Source organism: Pseudomonas sp. M30-35 (genome assembly GCF_002163625.1).
In the GTDB taxonomy this organism is placed as follows: Bacteria; Pseudomonadota; Gammaproteobacteria; order Pseudomonadales; family Pseudomonadaceae; genus Aquipseudomonas.
In genome coordinates this window covers 417,323-440,350 of record NZ_CP020892.1, presented here as the reverse complement: position 1 = coordinate 440,350, position 23,028 = coordinate 417,323, and the positions used below count along the sequence as shown (strand labels likewise).

Here is a 23,028-nt window from a genome sequence, read left to right as displayed (position 1 = left end):
TTCTGGTAAGGGTTTGCTAACTAAGTCGGAATTAACCGGCCAGCACAGCATTCAGAGTTTTAAGCAGTGTGTCTTCATCAATCGGCTTGGTTAGGTAGTCTTTAGCGCCTTGGCGCTTACCCCATACCTTGTCGGTTTCTTGATCTTTTGTGGTCACGATGATCACTGGAATGTGATTCGTGTCCGCATCTTTGGTCAACTGACGCGTCGCTTGGAAGCCGTTCAGCCCCGGCATGACAATATCCATCAATACCGCATCAGGTTTTTCCTGACGAGCCAGTGCGACGCCATCAGCGCCATTTTCCGCCTTCAAGACTTCATGACCATGCTTTTCAAGCATTGCGGTCAGCTTGTACATCTCGGTCGGAGAGTCATCAACAATCAGAATTCGAGCCATGGTGTTTCCCACTACTTAAAGGACATCTATGTGCGTACAGATAGATGTCAGGATGCTTGTTCCACCGGCATAAAATCAGGCACATGAGCTTTGATCGCACCGAGCAACTCTTCTTTACTGAAGGGTTTGGTCAAGTACTGATCAGAACCCACGATACGGCCCTTGGCTTTATCGAACAGCCCATCCTTGGAGGACAGCATGATCACCGGCGTGGATTTAAAGGCGCTATTATTCTTGATCAGGGCGCACGTCTGATAACCATCAAGACGCGGCATCATGATATCTACAAAAATAATGTTTGGATGGGTATCGGCAATTTTTGCCAAAGCATCAAAACCATCTACTGCAGTAATTACATCGCAACCCACTTTCTTGAGCAGGGTTTCTGCGGTTCGACGAATCGTTTTCGAATCGTCAATGACCATTACTCTCAAACCCTCGGAATGCTGTTCCATGTTTGCCCTACCATCGCCTCGGTGAGTCGTTATTTTTCTGCTGGAGCCAGTTCAGCTCGACCGCCCATCAATTGATGTCGCGTCAAAACCCAATAAATCAGAGGCAAACCGCAACATTATCTGCTGCGACGCCAACCGCTTTATTGCGTGTGAGCATTGCGGACTCAGCCTTTGAACAAGCTCCAGATCATCAGCTGCCATACATATGACGCCGATAGATTGTTACCCTGATCATCTGGCCTTTTTAGCACACTCTCCAGATGCAAGCTATAAGCTACCGACGGCTAAGGTTTTTTCCTTGAACGACTACACAATCAGCGCCGATTAAAGGCTCGTGATAGTCTCCCACACCTTATTTACAGCTCACATTGTGACTTTACGGAGATAAACACATGACCGTTCGTGTTGGCATAGTCATGGATCCTATCGCGCAGATATCCTTCAAGAAGGATAGCTCTCTGGCCATGCTCCTCGCAGCCCAGGCTCGCGGCTGGTCGCTGTTTTATATGGAAGTCAAAGATCTGCACCAGAGCAAAGGCCAAGCACGTGCTCGGACTTGCCCGCTAAAGGTGTTCCATGATCCTGAGCATTGGTTTGAGCTAGGCGCCGAGCAAGACATGCTGTTGTCAGAGCTGGATGTGATCCTGATGCGCAAGGATCCGCCGTTCGACAATGAGTTTGTTTACGCGACCTATCTGCTTGAACAAGCTGAGAACGCTGGCACGCTGGTGGTCAATCGCCCGCAGAGCCTGCGCGACTGCAATGAAAAGCTGTTTGCCACTCAATTCCCGCAATACACGCCGGAAACCATCGTCAGCCGACGTGCCGATATTTTGCGCGACTTCGCCAAAGAACAAGGCGACATTATTCTGAAACCCTTGGACGGCATGGGCGGCTCGATGATTTTCCGCCATCGTCAGGGCGACCCAAATCTCTCGGTAATCCTTGAGACCCTGACCGCACATGGCACCCAGCAAATCATGGCGCAAGGTTATCTGCCCGCCATTGTTGATGGCGACAAGCGGATTCTGATGATCGACGGCGAACCTGTACCCTATTGCCTGGCACGTATCCCTGCGGCAGGCGAAACCCGTGGCAACCTTGCGGCAGGCGGTCGCGGTGAAGCGCGGCCATTGAGCGCGCGAGACCTGGAGATTGCCCAAGGCATTGGCCCAACCTTGCGTGAAAAAGGCTTGCTGTTCGTTGGTTTGGACGTGATCGGCGATCACTTGACCGAAATCAACGTCACCAGCCCAACCTGCATCCGCGAGATTGATGCCGCCTATGACACCAGGATCGCTGAACGACTGATGGATGTAATTGCTGAAAAGCTCAGCGCCAGATAATTCCGGCATTTGAGCCCAAACCCTGGATCAAGGTACAGATTCAGGGTTTGCCGCAATACACAGCCAAGAAGCTGATTCCAGCGCTGTTAAGGAGCCTTTGAAAAAGGTAGCGAGCGACGATAGTACAAGGCAAAAAATGTGAAAAAACGGCCGGGGTCGCGCTCGACTCTACGTGCTGTAAATGAGCATTTTGAGCAGTTTTTTAACGCAGTAATATCTAGCGCAGTAGTTTTTCATAGGTTCCTTAAGGAGCCCACAAGTTTGAAGCAGGTAGCAGCTTTGAACTTGTAACTTGCAGGCCATGGCCTCCAGTCGGCAGACTGCGCGGCATTCCGAGCTGAACCAGATATTGATGAAACCAACAGCCAAGACACCAAACACACCTTCTGCAGGCGTAAAACCAGCAGACCGACTGGGCTTCACGCTGTTTCTTGCGGCCGTGCTGCATATCGCGTTGATTCTTGGCTTGAGTTTCACTCTGGCTGATCCCGTGACCGTCAGCAAGACCTTGGAAATCACCCTGTCGACGTTCAAGAGTGAAGAAAAGCCTAAAGAGGCAGACTTTCTTGCACAGAACAATCAGCAAGGAAGCGGCACGCTAGAGCACAAAGCGGCGCCGAAGACCACAGAACAGGCACCGTTCCAGGACACCCAAGTAAAAAAAGTGACTCCGCCTGCTGCGCCGCAACCACCGCCAGTGCCCAAGCAGGCACCGAAGAAAGTAGTTGCCACCACTAAACCACAACCGCAGAAAGTTCAGGTCAAGCAAGAAAAGGTCAAGCAGGTCGAGCCAACCCGTAAGGCACCAACGTTTGACCGCGAACAACTGAGCAGTGAAATCGCCAGCCTTGAAGCCGAATTGGCACAAGAAGTTCAGCAATACGCCAAACGGCCAAAGATTGTCCGCCTCAACGCGGCTTCAACCATGCAGGACAAAGGCGCTTGGTACAAAGATGCCTGGCGCAAAAAGGTTGAGCGCATCGGCAATCTCAACTACCCGGACGACGCTCGCCGCAAGCAGATCTACGGCAGTTTGCGCATGCTGGTATCGATCAACCGCGACGGCACGCTGCACGAAGTCATGGTGCTGGAATCATCCGGCCAGCCACTGCTCGACAAAGCTGCACTGCGAATCGTCCGCCTCGCCGCGCCGTATGCACCGTTCAGCGGCGATCTGGCTGATGCCGACCGCCTGGAGATCATCCGCACTTGGCGATTTGAGCGTGGCGATCGCTTGTCGAGCAACTGAGTCTGACCCACCTTTTTACCTCATGACGTGATGTTTTATAGCAACAGCGGTGAGGAAAACCGTGTTTTGGCTTCCCGGCTCAGGTCGCAGGCTTTAAGCTAGCGTCCATGAAAGATGCCAGCCCGACTTACCTCAAACACCAGTTGCTGATCGCCATGCCACACATGGACGATGAGCATTTTGCGCAAACCGTGACCTATATCGTCGAGCACAACGATCAAGGCGCAATGGGCTTGGTGATCAACCGCCCAAGCGGCCTGAACCTTGCCGACGTACTGGAACAGCTCAGCGAAGAAAGTGAGCCGCCAGTAATCTGCGAAAGCTTGCCGATCTTTACCGGCGGCCCGGTGCAGACTGATCGCGGCTTTGTCCTGCATCCTGCTGGTGACCATTACCAGGCCACACTTGAGCTTGGCGAGCTGGGCCTGACCACCTCGCAAGATGTGCTATTTGCGATTGCCGCTGGCACCGGGCCGGATAAATACCTGATCACCCTCGGTTATGCAGGCTGGGATGCAGGCCAGTTAGAAACTGAGATCGCCGAGAACGCCTGGCTCACCTGCCCTGCGACCCACGATATTCTGTTCGACCTGCCCTACGACCAACGCCTCAATGCCGCCGCATCGCAGCTGGGTATCAACTTGAGCTTGCTGACTTCACAAGCTGGACATGCTTGATGGAGGCAACTGTTGAGTAACCCTACCCCGCTGCGTTTATTGCTCGGCTTCGATTACGGCACCAAACAGATTGGCGTCGCTGTTGGCCAGGTGATTACCGGCCAGGCGCGCGAATTGTGTGTACTTAAAGCTCAGAACGGCGTGCCTGACTGGCAGAAGGTTGAAACCCTGATACGCGAATGGCAGCCCGATGCAATTGTCGTCGGCTTGCCGCTGAACATGGACGGCAGCCCGAGCGAGATGAGCGAGCGTGCAGAGAAGTTCGCGCGTCGCCTCAACGGCCGCTTTAATCTACCCGTTCACACCCATGACGAACGCCTGACGACCTACGCGGCCAAAGGCGAGCGCTTACAGCAAGGCCAAAATAGCGGTTATCGCGAACGTCCAGTGGATGCACTGGCCGCCGCTTTACTGCTCGAAGGATGGCTGGAAGAAAATATTTCAGGCTGAGCCCAGCTCAGTGCCCAAGGAGTTTGTGATGAACCTACCCAATCCCGCTGAATTGCTACCTGAAATAGCCAGCGCGCTAATCTGCCACCTGAACAAGCGGCAGATCAGCACGCCGCGCTTCATTGGTATCCGTACCGGCGGCGTATGGGTTGCACAGGCTCTGCTTGAAACCTTGGGCAATAAAGAGCCGCTGGGCATTCTTGATGTTTCGTTTTACCGCGACGACTTCACCCAGAACGGTTTACATCCACAAGTAAAGCCTTCTGAACTACCGTTTGAGATCGAAGGTCAGCACATTGTGTTGATCGACGATGTGCTGATGAGCGGGCGGACTATCCGTGCAGCCATGAACGAGCTGTTCGATTATGGCCGTCCAGCCAGCATCAGCTTGGTTAGTCTGCTCGACCTTGATGCTCGCGACTTACCGATTCGCCCAGATGTCGTCGGCGCAACCTTGTCATTGCCTGCCACGCAGCGGGTAAAATTATCTGGCCCGACCCCGCTCACTCTTGAGCTGCAAACGCTCACAAACTGAGACCCCTACCGCGATGACGCCGACAGAAGCCAAGCGACCTCTGCAACTCAATGACCAAGGTCAGTTGCGCCATTTCCTTTCGCTCGATGATTTGCCGCGCGAGCTGCTGACCGAGATTCTCGACACCGCCGACTCATTCCTCGAAGTCGGCGCCAGAGCGGTGAAGAAAGTCCCGCTGTTGCGCGGCAAGACTGTGTGCAACGTGTTCTTCGAGAACTCGACACGCACCCGCACCACATTCGAGCTGGCCGCTCAGCGCCTCTCGGCGGATGTTATTACCCTGAACGTCTCGACTTCTTCGACCAGCAAGGGCGAGTCGTTATTCGACACCTTGCGCAACCTCGAAGCCATGGCTGCGGATATGTTCGTGGTGCGCCACGGCGACTCCGGCGCGGCGCACTTTATCGCCGAGCACGTGTGCCCGGACGTGGCGATCATTAACGGTGGCGACGGCCGCCATTCGCACCCGACGCAAGGCATGCTCGACATGCTGACTATTCGTCGACATAAAGGCAGCTTCGAAAATCTTTCGGTCGCCATCGTCGGTGACATCCTGCACTCACGTGTCGCGCGCTCAAACATGATCGCCCTGCAGACCCTGGGCTGCCCGGACATCCGCGTAATCGCCCCAAAAACCTTGCTACCGGTTGGTATCGAGCAATTTGGCGTAACCACTTACAGCGACATGGACGCCGGGCTTAAAGATGTAGATGTGGTGATCATGCTGCGCCTGCAGCGTGAACGCATGCAGGGTGGATTACTGCCGAGCGAAGGTGAGTTTTACCGCCTCTTCGGGCTTACCGAACAACGCCTGAAACTGGCCAAACCCGATGCGCTGGTTATGCACCCTGGGCCGATCAACCGCGGCGTGGAAATCGAGTCAGCGGTGGCCGATGGCCCGCAATCAGTGATCCTCAATCAGGTGACCTACGGCATTGCCATTCGCATGGCAGTGTTGTCGATGGCCATGAGCGGGCAAAACACTCAACGCCAACTTAACCAAGAATCCGAGGAGCAGAACTGATGCGTACCCGTATCCTCGGCGCCCGCGTAATCGACCCGAGCAGCGGCCTTGACCGCGAAACAGACCTGTTTATCGAGGGCGGCTTGCTTGTCGCCATCGGTCAGGCACCCACTGACTTCGTTGCTGAAAACACCCTCGATGCCAAGGGGTTGGTCGCCGCGCCAGGTTTGGTCGACCTCAACGTTGCCCTGCGCGAGCCTGGCTACAGCCGTAAAGGCAGCATTGCCACTGAAACCTTAGCCGCAGCGGCTGGCGGCGTGACCAGCCTGTGCTGCCCACCGTTTACCAAACCGATACTCGACACACCCGCGGTCGCCGAGATGGTACTCGACCGCGCCCGCGAAGCCGGACACACCAAAGTCTTCCCCATCGGCGCGCTGAGCAAGGGTTTGGAAGGCGAGCAGCTAGCTGAACTGGTTGCATTGCGTGATGCGGGCTGCGTGGCGTTCAGCAATGGTCTCGATTGCTTTCGCAACAGCCGTACCCTGCGCCGTGCGATGGAATACGCAGCCACATTCGATCTGACGGTGATATTTCACTCACAAGATCACGACTTGGCCGAAGGCGGCCTGGCTCACGAAGGTGCTACAGCTAGCTTCCTCGGGCTACCGGGTATTCCTGAGAGCGCTGAAACCGTCGCCCTCGCCCGCAATCTGTTGCTGGTTGAACAGACTGGCGTGCGCGCCCACTTCAGCCAGCTGACCAGCGCACGCGGCGCGGAGTTGATTGCCGAAGCGCAAGCTCGCGGCCTCAAGGTCACCGCTGACGTGGCGCTCTACCAATTGATTCTCACCGACGAGTCGTTGCGAGGCTTCTCAAGCCTTTATCACGTGCAACCACCGCTGCGCACGCAAAAAGATCGCGAAGGTCTGCGTCAGGCAGTCAAAAACGGTACGATTCAGGCGATTTCCAGCCATCATCAGCCGCACGAAGCCGACGCCAAGCGGGCTCCGTTTGGTGCGACAGAACCGGGCATCAGCAGTGTTCAACTGCTGCTACCGCTGGCGATGACCCTGGTTCAGGACGGCTTGCTCGACCTGCCAACCTTGCTCCAGCGTTTGACCATTGGTCCTGCCAACGCGATGCGCCTGCCAGCAGGCACGCTGGCTGCAGGTCAAGCCGCTGACATCTTGCTGTTTGATCCACAAGCCTCAACCCTGGCGGGTGAAACCTGGTTCTCGAAAGGCAGTAACAGCCCGTTTATCGGTCACTGCCTGCCAAGTGCGGTGCGCTACACCTTGGTAGACGGGCATATCTGCTATCAAGCATAAGCCTCAACCTACACAAAACCCGCCGTTTGGCGGGTTTTGTTTTTATTGGCTGAGTAAACAGGCGCACAGCTGATAGCCGTCTAAGCTGAAACCTTATCCAAATAACTGACTCTGATTTACTCAAAGCTAAATTGTTAACCCCCTGAGTTTCCACACCCATAGCCTGTAACACCAGCCACCAGCCAGCCTCAACAATGACCAGCCTAAACAGCGGAGACAAGAGTTGATGAGCAGCACATTAAGAGCCTTAAAACCCACACCCGCCCATAATGAATTGCTTGACCGCTACCTCGACGTCAGAGGCCGCACAGAATCCTTGATCACCCCGCTCAGCGCAGAAGACATGGTGGTGCAATCAATGCCCGATGCCAGTCCGGCAAAGTGGCACATCGCACATACCAGCTGGTTTTTTGAAACTTTTCTGCTCGCGCCACAGCTCGTCAACTACAGCGCGTTCGACCCCAACTTCAGCTACCTGTTTAACTCCTATTACGAAGCCGTTGGCCCGCGTCACCCTCGGCCACAGCGTGGCCTGATGACGCGCCCCGGAGCGCATCAGGTGCTCGCCTACCGCAAGCATGTCGACCAACACATGGCTGAGCTGCTGCAAACCCCGCCAAGCCCAACCCACTATAAATTGATAGAGCTGGGACTCGCCCACGAGGAACAACATCAAGAGCTGTTGCTGATGGATGTTCTTCATCTGTTCAGCACGTCATCACTGAAACCGGCTTACGACCGCCGCTGGCCTAAAGCTTCCGGCGGACGCAAGGGCCAGTTCAAGGCTCATTCCGGTGGCCTGGTTGAAATTGGCCACCAAGGCGAAGGCTTTGCTTTCGACAACGAAGGCCCACGGCACACCACTTACTTGCAGCCATTCGAAATCAGCGACCGCTTGGTAACCAATGCGCAATGGCTTGAGTTCATGGATGACGGCGGTTATTCACGCCCGGAGTTGTGGCTGGCTGAAGGCTGGGACATCGTGCACAGTCAGGACTGGCAGTCACCTTTTTACTGGCAGCCTAGCCAACAAGGCTGGAGCCTGATGAGTTTGAGCGGTTTACAAGCCGTGGATCTCGATGCGCCAGTCACCCATATCAGTTATTACGAGGCGGCGGCCTTTGCCTGCTGGGCTGGAGCACGCTTGCCGACCGAGGCGGAATGGGAAGCAGCAGCCCAGTCGGGTTATCTGCAACAGGTCAATGATGTTGCCTGGCAATGGACGCAAAGCCCGTACAGCCCTTATCCAGGCTTTCGTCCTGCACCTGGCGCGGTTGGCGAGTACAACGGCAAATTCATGATCAATCAGATGATATTGCGTGGCGGTGCCAATTTCACCAGTCCGGGTCACACACGCCTGAGCTATCGTAATTTTTTCCACCCTGAAAAACGCTGGGTGCTGAGCGGTCTGCGGTTGGCTCGCGACAGTCACAAAACCATAACCGACGATCACAGCTCATTCCGACGTGACGTGCTCAATGGCTTGGCAGCCGATCACAAAAGCATACCGCCGAAGTACTTCTACGATGCGGCAGGCTCTGCACTGTTCGAGGACATCTGCAAAACCGCCGAATACTATCCAACCCGCGCCGAGACTCGCTTACTGAGCACGGTTGCCGGTGAAATAGCCGCAACCTTCGCCCCCGGCAGCGCCTTGATCGAGTTTGGCAGCGGTGCCAGCGATAAAACCTGCCTGTTGCTCGACGCTGCGCCACACCTTGGCGCTTACGTGCCCATCGACATCAGCCCAGATGCTCTGCAACAGGCGGCGCAGCGCTTAACCGAACGCTACCCAGCCCTAAGCGTAATACCACAAGTCGGCGATTTCACCCGCACCTTGGCCCTGCCCACTGCAATTAGCCAGCGCCCGCGGATTGGCTTCTTCCCCGGCTCGACTATCGGTAACTTCAACCAGCGGCAAGCGGTGGCGTTTCTGAAATCGGCTAAAACAATCTTGGGCAATGACGCGCAATTTATCGTCGGCGTCGACATGGTTAAACCCGTCGACATCCTTGAAACGGCATACGATGATGCAGCGGGAGTTACCGCCAGCTTCAATAAAAACCTGTTAGCGCGGATCAACCGCGAGCTAGGTGCTGACTTTGATCTCACCAACTTCGCCCATCAAGCGCTGTGGAACCCGGTCAAGCAGCGCATGGAAATGCACCTGCTGAGTCTGGTTGCCCAAACGGTGACTATTGCCGGCCAGCGCTTTACCTTCGCTGAGGGCGAGAGCCTGCACACCGAGAACTCGCACAAATTCAGCGTCGAGTCGTTTACGGCAATGGCTGCTGAAGCGGGCTGGACTGTTGCTCAGCATTGGATCAGCGAAGCGCCACAGGTTGGCTTGTTCAGGCTCAGCCAAAAGTCCGGGTAACCACTGACCTGCAACGCAAAACGCCCGATGCAACACATCGGGCGTTTATTGTTAATCCACGTCTTCACGTTCAACATCAACCGTCACTGAGAACGACTTAAGCCGCCAAACATTTAACAAATATGCACCAGGATAAAACCCGGCCAGAAATGCTATTTGCTGGAAGCTATCCGACAAAGCCATTCCACAAAATAAGATGCGGGCGGTGGTAAAGTTGCCCGATAATTGCATTAAAAATCCTGTACTGACCTGAGCTTCCTGACGCTAAACCGCAGGTGCTTTCGGCATCACTGAAATAACCTCAAAAGGTGAATGTGTAATGAACCCAATTTTGCGAACAGAGATTCAGGCAGCCTTGGCCATCGACAGAGGCATCAGTGATGACACCAGCGCCAAAGCCGAAATCGCTCGACGCATCAAGTTCATCAAAAGCGTTTTGCTCACATCCGGTGCTAAAGCGCTGGTGCTGGGGATCAGCGGCGGGGTCGACTCTTCAACTGCAGGCCGCCTGTGCCAACTGGCCGTCAGCCAAATGCGCGACGAAGGCCACGCCGTTAAATTCGTCGCTGTACGCCTGCCATATAAGACCCAGGCCGACGAACATGACGCCCAAGCCGCGTTGAGTTTTATCCAGCCCGACATGTCGACCGCGGTCAACATCGCCGACGCTGTCGACGGCCTGATGAATAACATCAAGCTTGAAGGCATAGAGCCAAGCCCGAGCCTGACCGACTTTGCCAAAGGCAACGTCAAAGCCCGCACCCGCATGGTCGCGCAATACGCTATCGCCAACTTTGTCGGCGGTTTAGTGGTTGGCACCGACCATGCAGCAGAAGCAGTCATGGGCTTCTTTACCAAATTTGGTGACGGCGCTTGCGACTTGGCGCCCCTGTCCGGCCTGACCAAAAGCCAGGTTCGCCTGCTCGCCAAGCAACTCGGTGCGCCGGAATCCTTGGTGCATAAGGCGCCAACGGCGGACTTGGAAGAGCTTGCCCCCGGTAAACTCGACGAAGTTGCCTATGGCTGCACCTACAGCGATATCGACAACTACCTTCTCGGCAATCAAGTCTCGGATGCTGCAGCCGAAATCATCGAGGCCGCCTACCTGAAAACTGCGCACAAGCGTGAGCTACCGATCATTCCAAGCTGACCTTAGTGGTTTAGACCTGATTAGCTCAAAGCCCGGACATTCCGGGCTTTTTGTTATTGAACCCGCAGCCGTGGCCAAAGACTGAATCAGACCGCGCTATCGCTGCTGGCACTTTTGCCGTTGGTGGCAAATGCTTTATGACATTTTTATTTCATCCACTGTTTAGCTGTGCAATGCTGGCGTTAAGGTCTTGAGCCAACTACAGCTTAAGTATAAGAACGCATGCGACACCGTCAGCATGCTTGCCCCTCTGGGGCGTCAACAACACAGGGGGGCCTGAATGCTCACTCTGCTTAATTTGTTATCTGCCGTGGCCCTGTTGATTTGGGGCACACATATTGTCCGAACCGGCATACTGCGGGTATACGGCTCAAACTTGCGCCACGTTATTAGCCAGAGCATGTCCAAGCGCTGGCTGGCGTTTGTCGCAGGGATTGGCGTGACAGCGGTCGTCCAGAGCAGTAACGCCACCGCCATGCTGGTCACCTCGTTTGTTGGCCAAGGCCTGATGACGCTGACACCAGCGCTGGCGACCATGCTCGGTGCCGATGTCGGTACTGCAGTGATGGCACGGGTGCTGACGTTCGACCTGTCATGGCTATCGCCACTGCTGATCTTCGTCGGTGTGATCTTTTTCCTGTCACGTAAGCAAACTCGGCTAGGGCAGTTGGGCCGGGTCGGTATTGGTCTGGGGCTGATCATTCTGGCCTTGCAACTGATTGTCGAAGCCGCCACACCGATCACCCAGGCGCAAGGCGTAAAAGTGATTTTCGCCTCACTGACCGGCGACATCCTGCTTGATGCGTTGGTTGGAGCCTTATTCGCGATGATTTCCTACTCAAGCCTTGCCGCCGTATTGCTCACTGCAATGCTGGCAGGCGCAGGCTTGATCAGCCTGCCGGTGGCTATCGGCCTGGTGATTGGCGCTAATATTGGCAGCGGCGTGCTGGCTTTTCTCAGCACCAGCATGCAAAACGCGGCGGGCCGCCAAGTGGCGCTTGGCAGCCTGTTATACAAACTGATCGGCCTGCTGTTGATTATCCCCGTGCTCGACCCGTTGGTGGAGTGGATCGACAGCCTCGACTTTAGCCGTCAGGAAATAGTGATTGGCTTCCACCTGCTATACAACACCACACGCTGCCTGATCCTGCTGCCCACCATTGGGCCAATGGCCAAACTCTGCACGTGGTTGATACCCGAAAAGCCAGAAATCAATGGCGCAGCCAAGGCGCGGCACCTGGACCCAACCGCGCTGGCCACACCGAGCCTGGCGCTGGCCAATGCAGCGCGGGAAACCTTGCGCCTCGGTGACTTGATCGACAACTTGCTCGAAAGCATGCGCGATGTGCTGCATAGCCAACAGAGCGCGGTGACTCTGGAAACCCGCCGCCTGACCGATGATGTTGAAACGCTCTACAGCGCCATCAAGCTGTATCTGGCGCAAATGCCACGCGAAGACTTGAGCCCTCAAGACAGCCGTCGCTGGGCGGAAACCATCGAGTTGGCGATCAATCTCAAACTTGCCAGCGACCTGATCGAACGCATGCTGCGCAAGGTTCAGCAGCAAAAGACTTCGCAACGCCAATCATTTTCCGAAACCGGCCTGGAAGAACTGGCTGGCTTGCACAGCCAGCTAATCGCCAACCTGCGTTTGGGCTTGTCGGTGTTTCTCAGTTCCGACAAGGAAAGCGCCCGCCAACTACTTAAAGAGAAGCGCCGCTTCCGCGCCCAGGAACGCCGCTTGGCCCACGCTCACGTCAGCCGACTGCAGCGTAAAATTGTGCAAAGCATCGAAACCAGTTCGTTGCACCTAGAGCTGATCGCCGACATGAAGCGCCTGAATTCACTGTTTTGCAGCAGTGCCTACGCAGTGCTGGAAACCTCGGATACTGGCGCGCTGGCAGTGGATGATTTATCCGAGGTCAAGCATTCAACTTGAATGCTCAAGGATGCTGGGCCAGACCTTGAGAACATCGGTCTGGCCCACAGAGCCGCTTACTGGATCTCATCTGGCTTGACGATGACCCAGTTCTTGTCAGCCGTCACGGGCAAACCTTCCTTGGCTTGCGCCTCGGCGTTGGTTCTTATCATGCCGTTGAGTTGAGTCATGTACTTGTCTTTGCGGTTGACCCACAGATGAATCCCGCCTTTCTTGACGTCGACGCCGTGGAATAGCATATAGCCGTCGCTGTCTGGGGTGTCACCTGCCACCAGAACCGGTTTTTTCCACTGGTCGATGTAAGTCAGGATGGCGCCCTGCTTGCCTGCCATCCAGGTTGCAGGTGTCCACAGATACGGAGTCAATTCAAGGCCGAGGTTGGCCTTCTCATCGTATTGACCCGCACTCACCTGCTTACGAGCGGTGGTCAGTTCATTGGTCTGCCGATTCTTAAGCAGCATCGTTACGCCGATGACGTTTTGCGGTTTGACGTTGTAGCCGTACTTCGGGTCGGAGGCGACCATGCGCACCAACTCCTCTGACGCGGCACTCACCACGTACACCTCGATACCGTTTTCCATCAGCTTGTTGTACAGCTCGGTCTGACCGGCGAAAACCTTAGGCGGCTGGACCTCGATGGTCTTGACCTCATCGCCGTCATAATAGGTACTTGGCACGGGCTTGCCCGAGGCCATCAACTCATCAACATAGCCTTTGAGTTCCTGGAGGGTGAAACCGGAGAATACCTGCGCAACCCATGGATAGCACACCATGTCGTCCACTTCGCAGAGGCGATAGTAGTAACTGAACAGGCTTTCCTTATGGTCAGCGGTGTCTTTAAATGGCATCAATTTGAGGGAGGGATCGAGCTTTTCACGGGTGATCAGCCCTTTGTTCTCCATGAACGGCAGCAGCGATTCTTCAAGATCGTTACGGTAGCTGGTGTTATCCATGTCAAAGACAGCGAAGTTACCTTTATTGGCATTCGCCTCGATCATTGCATTGAGTTGCTTGGCTGCCGGTGCCGGCCAGTGCGTGAGCTCGGTGGAGAAAGCCTGACCTGCCAGACCCAAACAGAGTGCGGCGACCAGCAATTTTGGCGCGAGCTTCATAACGGTTCTCTCTTTTTTAGTTGGAGAGAGACACCGTAACAAAAAATTACTGCGGATTTTGCGCGTTAACGACCCGATGGACTCTGGCGGCGTCACACGCCCCCTTTAGCTGCACGCATTCAGGGACTTTTGGCTATCACACAAAAAAACCCGCAAATGTGCGGGTTTTCGTGCAAAGCGATCACTACGCCCGTGAGGCGTTCTTCAGTGACACTTGGGTATTGAGTGTCCAAAAATCATACAGCACGCCGACAAAGAGCAAGCCGCCAGTGAACAGGTAGATGATCCCGGTGATCCACTTGCCTTGGTACATACGGTGTACGCCGAAAATACCGAGGAAGGTCAACAGAATCCAGGCAACATTGTAATCGGTTTCGCCCGCGGTGAAGCGCAAATCGGCTTCTTTATCCATGGAGGGGATCAGGAACAGGTCGATAATCCAACCGATAAAGAACAGGCCCAAGGTGAAAAACCAGATGGTTCCAGTCACTGGTTTACCGTAGTAAAAACGATGAGCACCGAGAAACCCGAAAATCCACAACAGATAGCCGATTGTCTTACTGTGAGTGTCTTGTTGCTGCATATGCGCCTCCTGCTTGCATCCCTAGTCCGAGACAACAATTTACCCGAGATTGCCGGTTACGCAAACAATCGAGCAGCACATGGAATATCGCCGTGCTGCGCCAATGTTTGTTAACAGCGCTTTGGCTAACGGAAGCTGCGGCCCGGGTTATCGTCGTTGCTGACTTCCAATGACAAGCCTTGAGACATGCTGGTCAGGTGATCACCGTCGGTTTCTGAGCCGAGTTTGATCATCAGACGCAAGTCGTTCGCCGAGTCAGCATAGAGCAAGGCATCTTCGTAAGTGATTTCGCCTTGGCTGTAGAGGTTGTACAGCGCCTGGTCAAAGGTCTGCATACCCTGCTCGGTTGAGCGTTTCATCAACGCCTTGAGCTCGTGCACATCGCCTTTGCGAATCAAGTCAGCAGCCAGCGGCGTGTTAATCAAGACTTCAATTACCGCGCGACGGCCTTTGCCGTCCGGGGTTGGGATCAGCTGCTGGGCGACGATTGCCTTGAGGTTGAGCGACAAATCCATCCACACCTGATTCTGTCGGTCAGCCGGGAAGAAGTTGATGATCCGGTCCAACGCCTGGTTGGCGTTGTTGGCGTGCAAGGTGGCAAGGCACAGGTGACCGGTTTCAGCGAAGGCGACGGCGTGATCCATGGTTTCACGGGTTCGCACCTCACCAATCAGGATCACATCGGGCGCCTGGCGCAGGGTGTTTTTCAGCGCGACTTCAAATGACTCGGTGTCGATACCCACTTCACGCTGAGTGACGATGCAGTTCTGGTGTTGGTGGATATATTCGATCGGGTCTTCAATGGAAATGATGTGACCGCTGCTGTTCTTGTTGCGATAGCCGATCATCGCCGCCAGAGAGGTCGATTTACCTGTACCTGTCGCCCCAACGAACAGCACCAAACCGCGCTTGGTCAGTGCCAGTTTTTTTAGAATTTCCGGTAGCTGCAAGTCATCAAGCGTTGGGATATTGGTTTCGATCCGGCGCAATACCATGCCTGCCAGGTTGCGCTGATAAAACGCACTGACCCGGAAACGGCCAACGCCACGCGCGCTGATCGCGAAGTTACATTCGTGATTCTCAGTGAAGTCGCGACGCTGCTGCTCGTTCATCACCGAATGCACGGTTTCACGCGTTTGCTCAGGCGACATGGCGGTTTTGGTGATCGGCATGATCTTGCCGTTGACCTTCATCGACGGTGGCACGCCCGCTGTAATGAAAAGGTCAGAACCACCTTTCTCGACCATCAGGCGCAGCAGTTTTTCAAAGTCCATTGTTCTCTCTCACCGTCGCAATCACGCGTTAACGCTGTAAGTGACGCCAATGCGCGTGTGCCATTGGCGCCTATGCTCCGGGGCACAAACGGCGCCAGAGGTGTGGAGTATAGCCAGTCGCGCTTTTTTAGAAGTTCTCAGGGTTCTTGGATTTCTCACGCGCGCTTTCGCGGCTGACCAAGCCTTTTGCCACCAACCCTTTCAGGCAGGCATCAAGGGTTTGCATGCCCAGCGAACCGCCGGTCTGGATCGATGAGTACATCTGCGCCACTTTGTCTTCACGGATCAGGTTACGAATCGCCGGTGTGCCGATCATGATTTCGTGCGCAGCCACCCGACCACCGCCGATTTTCTTCAACAGGGTCTGGGAAATAACCGCCTGCAATGATTCTGACAACATCGAGCGAACCATGGATTTTTCTTCAGCCGGGAATACGTCAACAACCCGGTCGATGGTTTTTGCCGCCGAGGTGGTGTGCAAGGTGCCGAATACCAAGTGGCCGGTTTCTGCGGCGGTCAGTGCCAGGCGGATGGTTTCAAGGTCACGCATCTCACCCACCAGAATGATGTCCGGGTCTTCCCGCAACGCCGAGCGCAGTGCTTCAGAGAAGCCCAATGTGTCGCGGTGAACTTCACGCTGGTTGACCAGACACTTCTTCGACTCATGTACGAATTCGATTGGGTCTTCAATGGTCAGAATATGGTGATATTTAGTGGCGTTGAGGTAATCAAGCATCGCCGCCAGGGTTGTCGACTTACCCGAACCTGTTGGGCCGGTCACCAGAACCAGGCCGCGCGGCACGTCGGTAATCTTGCGAAAAACCTCGCCCATGCCGAGGTCCTCCATGGTCAGCACCTTGGAAGGAATTGTCCGGAATACAGCGCCAGCACCGCGATTCTGGTTAAAGGCGTTAACCCGGAAACGCGCGACACCCGGCACTTCAAACGAGAAGTCAGTTTCAAGAAACTCTTCAAAATCCTTACGCTGCTTGTCGTTCATGATGTCGTAGATCAGCGCATGCACCTGTTTATGGTCCAGCGCTGGCAGGTTGATGCGACGCACGTCACCATCAACACGAATCATCGGTGGCAGCCCCGAAGAAAGGTGCAAGTCTGAAGCACCTTGCTTGGCACTGAACGCCAGCAGTTCTGTGATATCCATGTAACTCCCCAAGAGGCTGCTTAAATAACCACCGCATCCGGTTATGCAGTGTTTAAATCAAATCAAACGGCTCAACTAGCACGCGACTTTGCAGGCAGAATGACGCGCCACGTCGCGTTAGTTTTTCTCAACCAGCGGCCATTGACGTTAGAATGCCCCACACGCAGAGCGAACGGGCCACAGAGCGTAAGCAATGTCCACGATATCAGAGAATATAGCAAAGGTCGGAACTCGGATCCGTGAGGCGGCGCATGCCTGTGCACGTCAACCCGAGACAATTGGTTTGCTTGCTGTAAGCAAAACCAAACCCGCCTCAGCAATTCGCCAGGCTTATGCAGCGGGGCTGCATGATTTTGGTGAAAATTATCTACAAGAAGCGCTGGATAAACAGCACGATTTATCTGATTTGCCATTGATTTGGCATTTCATCGGCCCCATTCAGTCAAATAAGACCCGCGCCATCGCTGAAAACTTTGCTTGGGTGCACGCTGTTGATCGCCTCAAGGTTGCTGAACGCTTATCTACTCAGCGCCCTGCACATCTGCCAGCATTGAATATCTGCATACAGGTCAATGTCAGCCAAGAAGCGAGCAAAGCAGGTTGCACGCCTGAACAATTGCCAGCACTGGCGGCGGCAGTGAATCAATTACCAAACTTACGGTTAAGGGGCTTGATGGCAATTCCAGAGCCCAGCGATGACCCGGCTGAACAAAATGCGGCGTTTGCCTCACTGCGCGAGTTGCAGCAAGGCTTGAACCTCAACCTCGATACATTATCCATGGGCATGAGTCACGACCTTGAAGCGGCTATTGCCCAAGGCGCGACTTGGGTTCGAATTGGTACGGCACTGTTTGGTGCCCGCAACTATTCCTCTGAATCAACACAGGAACCTTCGCTATGACTTCTCCTCGCATCGCCTTTATCGGCGCGGGCAACATGGCTGCCAGCCTCATCGGCGGCATGCGCGCGCAAGGCGTGGACGCCAGCGCCATTCGTGCCAGTGACCGCGGCGAAGAACAACGCGCGAAAATCTCTGCAGAACACGGCATCAGTACATTCGCCAGTAACGCCGAGGCGATTGAAGGTGCTGATGTGATCGTTCTGTCGATCAAACCGCAAGTGATGAAAGAGGTCTGCGTCGATCTCGCCCAGCACCTCAAACCGGGTCAGTTGGTGATATCCATTGCTGCCGGTATCAACTGCACCAGCCTCGAAAACTGGCTGGGCGAGCGACCCATAGTGCGCTGCATGCCCAATACGCCAGCCCTGCTACGCCAAGGCGTCAGTGGTTTGTACGCCAACGCCCAGGTTAGCCCCGAGCAAAAAGATCAGGCGGAGCAACTGCTCAATGCAGTCGGCATGACCGTTTGGCTTGACCAAGAGCAACAAATCGATGCTGTCACCGCAGTATCAGGCAGCGGTCCCGCGTATTTCTTTCTATTGATCGAGGCCATGACCGCTGCAGGCGAAAAACTCGGCCTGCCACGCGAAACTGCGGCCAAACTGACTCTGCAAACAGCCTTGGGTGCCGCGCACATGGCCGTCGCCAGCGATGTAGACGCGGGTGAACTGCGACGCCGGGTGACGTCGCCAGCGGGCACCACTGAAGCTGCAATCAAAACCTTCCAGGCTGGCCGTTTTGAGGTTCTGGTTGATGACGCATTAAACGCCGCTGCTCGCCGCTCGGCTGAGCTGGCCGAACAGCTAGGCAAATAAGGAGCAAATAATGATTGGTCTGAACACTGCAGGCGTCTACATCCTGCAAACTATCGGCAGTTTCTACTTGTTGATTGTACTGCTGCGATTCATCCTGCAATTGGTCCGCGCTGACTTCTATAACCCGCTTAGCCAGTTTATCGTGCGCGCGACTCAGCCATTGTTGAAACCGATGCGCAAACTCATACCGAGCATTTTCGGGCTCGACACGTCCTCGCTAATCCTCGCGCTGATCGTCCAGTTTGTGCTGATGGAGCTAACCCTGATGCTCATGGGTTATGGCTTTGGCGCTCCGCTGCTGGTGCTGATTTGGTCGATCATTGGCGTCACTGCATTGTTCCTCAAGGTATTCTTCTTCACCTTGATCATCAGTGTGATCCTGTCCTGGGTCGCACAAGGCAGCCACAACCCTGCGGTTGAGCTAGTCAATCAGATCTGTGAACCGTTGCTGGTTCCGTTTCGGCGCATCCTGCCAAACCTTGGTGGTCTCGACCTGTCGCCGATCCTGGCATTTTTGGTACTCAACCTGATCGACATGCTGGTGATCCGCAACCTGGCCGTTTATACCGGCATGCTCTCGGGCCTCAGCCTCGCGATCTAATAACTTTAGCCGTGGCTGGACGGGGAGCTGACCCTCGCCTAGCCACGACAAAGCTACCTTCAATCCAGCCATGCCCAATCTGTTGAAGATTCCTGCCTACAACTTTGCCAGGCAACCTATTCACGCCCGTCACAAAATGCTACATGCCAGCAAATCCTGCCCGTATCACGCCTCTTAAAGCGCCGCATTCAAGCCATTTGGTCAGCTGACGCTACCGTTTAGCGACAAGGACAATTGACGAGCCGAACCAGCTGAGCATAATGCCATCAGCACAGTTATCTAACGCGAATGAGACGGCTCTCACACAACGGTTCAGAGACGTCCCAGCTTCCGCCCAAATAGAGCCATTATGGTTTATAAGCGGAGCCTAAATACCCCCGTGCAAGACGCACACGATGTGTGAATTCGTGAAAGGAAAGGTTTGATGAGCATGGAACGTCTCACCCAGCAGATTGACGCCTATGTCACGTGGAAGCGTGAGTTAATGCGTGAAATCGTGCGCTATCGGAGTTGGCTGGAAGCTAATCGATTAAGCTCAGACACCGTCACAGCCAAGCTTGAGCGGGCACTACGGGTTTTGCGCACAGATCACATCACGCTGGCGTTCGTTGGCGAGTTCTCGCGCGGTAAAACCGAGCTAATCAACAGCTTGTTCTTCTCTTCTTATGGCCAGCGCATGCTGCCATCGCATGCCGGGCGCACTACGATGTGCCCGACGGAGTTGTTCTTCGACCCACGCTCCGAGCGTTCGTATATCCGTCTGCTGCCGATTGAAACCCGCACCTCTGAGGCCAGCGTTGCCCAGTTCAAGCGCGCGCCCCAGCATTGGATAAATATTCCGCTGGATATCAGTCATCCAGATAACATGATTGAAGCCTTCACCCAAGTATCGAAAACCAAACCGATGAAGGTTGAAGACGCGATCCAATTGGGCTTCCACCCAGACTCGCTGGAAAACAGCGGCAAACCTGGCATTGTCATGGTTCCTGCCTGGCGCCATGCCTTGGTCAATTTCGACCATCCACTGCTGCGCCAAGGCTTACGCATTCTCGACACCCCTGGCCTTAACGCACTGGGCTGCGAACCTGAGCTGACACTCTCAATGCTGCCGAGCGCGCAGGCGATCCTGTTCTTGCTGTCTGCCGACACCGGCGTGACCGCAAGCGATATGGCCGCCTGGCAGCAGCATATTCATCCGCTTGAAGAAGAAAGCCACGCCAGTTTATTTGCCGTACTGAATAAGATTGACGTGCTTTGGGATGATTTGGCTGGCGAGACGTTCGTGCAGAATAGCATCCGTCAGATCCAGACCCTCACCGCCAAACAACTTGGGGTTAAACCAGACGACGTGCTGCCGCTTTCGGCTAAGCAGGCGCTTTTGGCGAAAGTGCGCAAAGACCCGGACCTGCTGGCACGCAGCCAAATGCACAGTCTGGAAACACTGCTCTGCGAGCGCATCGTCAGCCAAAAAGAACGCTTGATCGAAGATCATGTGGTGAATCAGGTGCTCGGCTTAGTACAAAACAGTCAGCACGTCCTGAACGTGCGCCTTGAGCAAGTTAGTCAGCAGCAGGTCCTGCTTAATACGCATCAGCAAGATAACGGTCAGATGCTTTTTGAGCTGACGGCCAAGACCAAAGAAGATCACAGCCAGCACCACAAGCGCTTGCTGGGCCTGAAAACCAATCAGCGGCTACTCAAACGCCAAGGCGATATGCTCCGCGCTGCGGTGCGCCCCGAGCAACTCGAAATACACATGGCGCGCGCCCGTAAAGAACTCACCAGTTGCTGGACAACCGTGGGTATCAATCAAGCAATCGTGCATTTCTTTAGCTCGATCAAAAACGATCTGCACAACCTTGGCTATGAAGCGGAAACCGCCAATACCATGGTCGCCGCGGTTTACCGCAGGCATAACGAAGAAAACCCGCTCAATGGCGTTGATGCACCGCAGTTCAATGTTGAACGCTATGCGCGCGAACTCAAGCAGCTGCAAATCAAGGCTGATCAGTTCCGCTTGCAATTGAAGTCCCTGCTGACCGAGCAAAAAAGCCTGGCTAAACGCTTCTTTGCCACCCTTGCGCAAGAAGTCGTCGGCATGCACCAACGCCTGCGCCAAGATGCCGATCAATGGACCAACGATGCCTTGATGCCGCTGATGCAGCACACGCTAGAGCACAAGCAGCTACTTGAAACACATATGTTGCGACTCAAGGCACTGGCCCAAGAAACCCAACAAACCCGTCAGCGCACCCGGCAATTGGCGCTCTATCACGAAGACCTGAGTGCACAGTTGAGTGAAGCGGCGGAAATGTTGCGTAACTTGCGCCGCCCGGCGCCAATCAAGCGTCATAACAAGGTTGTGAACCTGCCAGTAGCTGCTCGCAGCATGAGCGGCACCGAATAATCTCCGGCGCCCACTGATCGGCGCGGCCCCAAACCGCGCCTCCACTTTGTATCCGGGCTTTACTCAAAAGCTCATCGCGCCGCCCCATCGCTTGCCGCATGGGGCGGCGCTCTTTAGACTGCATGACTTTCTTTTTCAACTCTCAACTTTGCGAGCAGGGTCGATGTCGACTGCCTTTCCACAAGATTCTGTTGGCTTGGTGACACCCCAAGTACTGCATTTTGCCGAGCCGTTATCACTGGCTTCCGGGCGAACCCTTGCCAACTATGACCTGGTTTATGAAACCTACGGCGAACTGAACGCTGCGCGCAGTAACGCCGTATTGATTTGCCATGCACTGTCCGGCCATCACCATGCTGCGGGCTATCACAGCGCTGAAGACCGCAAACCCGGTTGGTGGGACAGCTGTATCGGCCCAGGCAAAGCTATTGATACCAACCGTTTCTTTGTCGTCAGCCTGAATAACCTTGGTGGCTGTAACGGTTCTACCGGCCCCTCGAGCATCAATCCGGAGACCGGCAAGCCATTTGGCGCTGATTTCCCGGTGATGACCGTCGAATGCTGGGTGCACAGCCAAGCCCGACTGGCAGATGCACTCGGTATCGAGCAGTGGGCAGCGGTCGTTGGCGGCAGCTTGGGCGGTATGCAGGCCATGCAGTGGACAATCAGTTATCCACAGCGCGTGCGGCATTGCGTTGCCATTGCCTCGGCACCGAAACTGTCAGCGCAGAACATCGCCTTCAATGAGGTTGCGCGTCAGGCCATTCTGACCGACCCAGAATTTCATGGCGGCCACTTCCAAGAACAGGGCGTTATCCCTAAGCGCGGTCTGATGCTCGCGCGCATGGTTGGACACATCACTTATTTGTCTGATGACGCCATGGGCGAGAAATTCGGGCGCGGCTTAAAGAGTGAAAAACTCAATTACGACTTCCACAGCGTCGAGTTTCAGGTCGAAAGCTACCTGCGCTATCAAGGCGAGGAATTTTCCGGACGCTTTGACGCCAACACCTACCTGCTCATGACCAAAGCGCTCGACTACTTTGATCCAGCGGCGGCGAATGATGGCGACCTCGCGCGAACATTGGCGACGGCGCAAGCAGACTTCTGCGTGATCTCATTCACCACCGACTGGCGCTTCTCGCCGGAACGCTCACGCGAGATCGTTGATGCGCTGACCTCCGCTCGCAAAAACGTTTGCTATCTGGAGGTTGACGCGCCGCAAGGTCACGATGCGTTCTTGATCCCGATCCCGCGTTATCTGCAGGCATTTAGCAGCTATATGAATCGAATTACTCTGTGA

At 54.9% G+C, this 23,028-nt stretch carries 22 protein-coding genes; 15 read left to right on the top strand and 7 right to left on the bottom strand.

The window, feature by feature from the left end:
• Positions 1-31: 31 nt before the first annotated feature.
• Together pilH and pilG are read right to left on the bottom strand one after the other, a co-directional pair.
• The gene (gene pilH, locus B9K09_RS01965) at positions 32-397 is read right to left on the bottom strand and encodes a twitching motility response regulator PilH (protein WP_010485677.1); all 366 of its coding nucleotides are present in this window, start codon (positions 395-397) and stop codon (positions 32-34) included.
• Between the two features lie 47 nt (positions 398-444).
• On the bottom strand, positions 445-852 hold the full coding sequence (gene pilG / locus B9K09_RS01960) for a twitching motility response regulator PilG (protein WP_087515271.1): 408 nt from the start codon (positions 850-852) through the stop codon (positions 445-447).
• Between the two features lie 392 nt (positions 853-1,244).
• Here pilG and gshB point away from each other — a divergent pair, with 392 nt between their 5' ends.
• The 8 genes from gshB to egtB all read left to right on the top strand — a co-directional run bounded on the left by gshB (position 1,245) and on the right by egtB (position 9,781).
• Positions 1,245-2,198, top strand: coding sequence for a glutathione synthase (gshB, locus tag B9K09_RS01955; RefSeq protein WP_087515270.1), 954 nt, complete (start codon positions 1,245-1,247; stop codon positions 2,196-2,198).
• Positions 2,199-2,550: 352 nt separating this feature from the next.
• Positions 2,551-3,447 carry an energy transducer TonB gene (locus B9K09_RS01950; RefSeq protein ID WP_087518944.1) on the top strand — a complete coding sequence of 299 codons (897 nt, stop codon included), beginning with the start codon at positions 2,551-2,553 and terminating at the stop codon, positions 3,445-3,447.
• Between the two features lie 107 nt (positions 3,448-3,554).
• A complete protein-coding gene (locus B9K09_RS01945) occupies positions 3,555-4,124 on the top strand; it encodes a YqgE/AlgH family protein (protein WP_087515269.1) in 570 nt (189 codons plus the stop codon).
• A 12-nt stretch (positions 4,125-4,136) separates the two neighbouring features.
• On the top strand, positions 4,137-4,574 hold the full coding sequence (gene ruvX / locus B9K09_RS01940; protein ID WP_087515268.1) for a Holliday junction resolvase RuvX: 438 nt from the start codon (positions 4,137-4,139) through the stop codon (positions 4,572-4,574).
• Positions 4,575-4,602: 28 nt separating this feature from the next.
• On the top strand, positions 4,603-5,109 hold the full coding sequence (gene pyrR, locus B9K09_RS01935) for a bifunctional pyr operon transcriptional regulator/uracil phosphoribosyltransferase PyrR (RefSeq protein WP_087515267.1): 507 nt from the start codon (positions 4,603-4,605) through the stop codon (positions 5,107-5,109).
• 13 nt (positions 5,110-5,122) lie between these two features.
• Complete coding sequence (locus tag B9K09_RS01930; RefSeq protein WP_087515266.1) at positions 5,123-6,133, top strand: aspartate carbamoyltransferase catalytic subunit; 1,011 nt, start codon at positions 5,123-5,125, stop codon at positions 6,131-6,133.
• Positions 6,133-7,404 (top strand): dihydroorotase, encoded by a 1,272-nt coding sequence (locus tag B9K09_RS01925; RefSeq protein WP_087515265.1) that lies wholly within the window; start codon positions 6,133-6,135, stop codon positions 7,402-7,404. Before B9K09_RS01930 ends, B9K09_RS01925 begins: the two co-directional genes overlap by 1 nt.
• Positions 7,405-7,630: 226 nt before the next feature.
• Positions 7,631-9,781: an ergothioneine biosynthesis protein EgtB gene (gene egtB / locus B9K09_RS01920; RefSeq protein WP_087515264.1), complete on the top strand. Its 2,151-nt coding sequence runs from the start codon at positions 7,631-7,633 to the stop codon at positions 9,779-9,781.
• 51 nt (positions 9,782-9,832) lie between these two features.
• On the opposite strand, the gene B9K09_RS01915 is transcribed toward egtB, so the two are convergent.
• Positions 9,833-10,012 carry a hypothetical protein gene (locus B9K09_RS01915; RefSeq protein ID WP_087515263.1) on the bottom strand — a complete coding sequence of 60 codons (180 nt, stop codon included), beginning with the start codon at positions 10,010-10,012 and terminating at the stop codon, positions 9,833-9,835.
• An 88-nt stretch (positions 10,013-10,100) separates the two neighbouring features.
• Between B9K09_RS01915 and nadE the strand changes: the two genes are divergently transcribed.
• A complete protein-coding gene (gene nadE / locus B9K09_RS01910; RefSeq protein WP_087515262.1) occupies positions 10,101-10,931 on the top strand; it encodes an ammonia-dependent NAD(+) synthetase in 831 nt (276 codons plus the stop codon).
• 280 nt (positions 10,932-11,211) lie between these two features.
• A complete protein-coding gene (locus B9K09_RS01905) occupies positions 11,212-12,870 on the top strand; it encodes a Na/Pi cotransporter family protein (RefSeq protein ID WP_087515261.1) in 1,659 nt (552 codons plus the stop codon).
• Positions 12,871-12,926: 56 nt separating this feature from the next.
• Here the strand turns inward: B9K09_RS01905 and B9K09_RS01900 are convergent, their stop codons facing one another.
• The 4 genes from B9K09_RS01900 to pilT all read right to left on the bottom strand — a co-directional run bounded on the left by B9K09_RS01900 (position 12,927) and on the right by pilT (position 17,001).
• Entirely contained in the window at positions 12,927-13,982 is a 1,056-nt protein-coding gene (locus tag B9K09_RS01900; RefSeq protein ID WP_087515260.1) for a phosphorylcholine phosphatase, read from the bottom strand.
• Between the two features lie 184 nt (positions 13,983-14,166).
• Positions 14,167-14,565, bottom strand: coding sequence for a TM2 domain-containing protein (locus B9K09_RS01895; protein WP_087515259.1), 399 nt, complete (start codon positions 14,563-14,565; stop codon positions 14,167-14,169).
• A gap of 125 nt (positions 14,566-14,690) precedes the next feature.
• Positions 14,691-15,839 carry a PilT/PilU family type 4a pilus ATPase gene (locus B9K09_RS01890; RefSeq protein WP_087515258.1) on the bottom strand — a complete coding sequence of 383 codons (1,149 nt, stop codon included), beginning with the start codon at positions 15,837-15,839 and terminating at the stop codon, positions 14,691-14,693.
• A gap of 127 nt (positions 15,840-15,966) precedes the next feature.
• Positions 15,967-17,001: a type IV pilus twitching motility protein PilT gene (gene pilT / locus B9K09_RS01885; RefSeq protein WP_087515257.1), complete on the bottom strand. Its 1,035-nt coding sequence runs from the start codon at positions 16,999-17,001 to the stop codon at positions 15,967-15,969.
• A gap of 193 nt (positions 17,002-17,194) precedes the next feature.
• Here pilT and B9K09_RS01880 point away from each other — a divergent pair, with 193 nt between their 5' ends.
• The 5 genes from B9K09_RS01880 to B9K09_RS01860 all read left to right on the top strand — a co-directional run bounded on the left by B9K09_RS01880 (position 17,195) and on the right by B9K09_RS01860 (position 23,028).
• The gene (locus B9K09_RS01880; RefSeq protein WP_087515256.1) at positions 17,195-17,902 is read left to right on the top strand and encodes a YggS family pyridoxal phosphate-dependent enzyme; all 708 of its coding nucleotides are present in this window, start codon (positions 17,195-17,197) and stop codon (positions 17,900-17,902) included.
• Positions 17,899-18,717 carry a pyrroline-5-carboxylate reductase gene (proC, locus tag B9K09_RS01875; protein WP_087515255.1) on the top strand — a complete coding sequence of 273 codons (819 nt, stop codon included), beginning with the start codon at positions 17,899-17,901 and terminating at the stop codon, positions 18,715-18,717. Before B9K09_RS01880 ends, proC begins: the two co-directional genes overlap by 4 nt.
• A gap of 10 nt (positions 18,718-18,727) precedes the next feature.
• Positions 18,728-19,318 carry a YggT family protein gene (locus B9K09_RS01870; RefSeq protein ID WP_087515254.1) on the top strand — a complete coding sequence of 197 codons (591 nt, stop codon included), beginning with the start codon at positions 18,728-18,730 and terminating at the stop codon, positions 19,316-19,318.
• Positions 19,319-19,742: 424 nt separating this feature from the next.
• On the top strand, positions 19,743-21,725 hold the full coding sequence (locus tag B9K09_RS01865; protein WP_087515253.1) for a dynamin-like GTPase family protein: 1,983 nt from the start codon (positions 19,743-19,745) through the stop codon (positions 21,723-21,725).
• A gap of 163 nt (positions 21,726-21,888) precedes the next feature.
• A complete protein-coding gene (locus B9K09_RS01860) occupies positions 21,889-23,028 on the top strand; it encodes a homoserine O-acetyltransferase (protein WP_087515252.1) in 1,140 nt (379 codons plus the stop codon).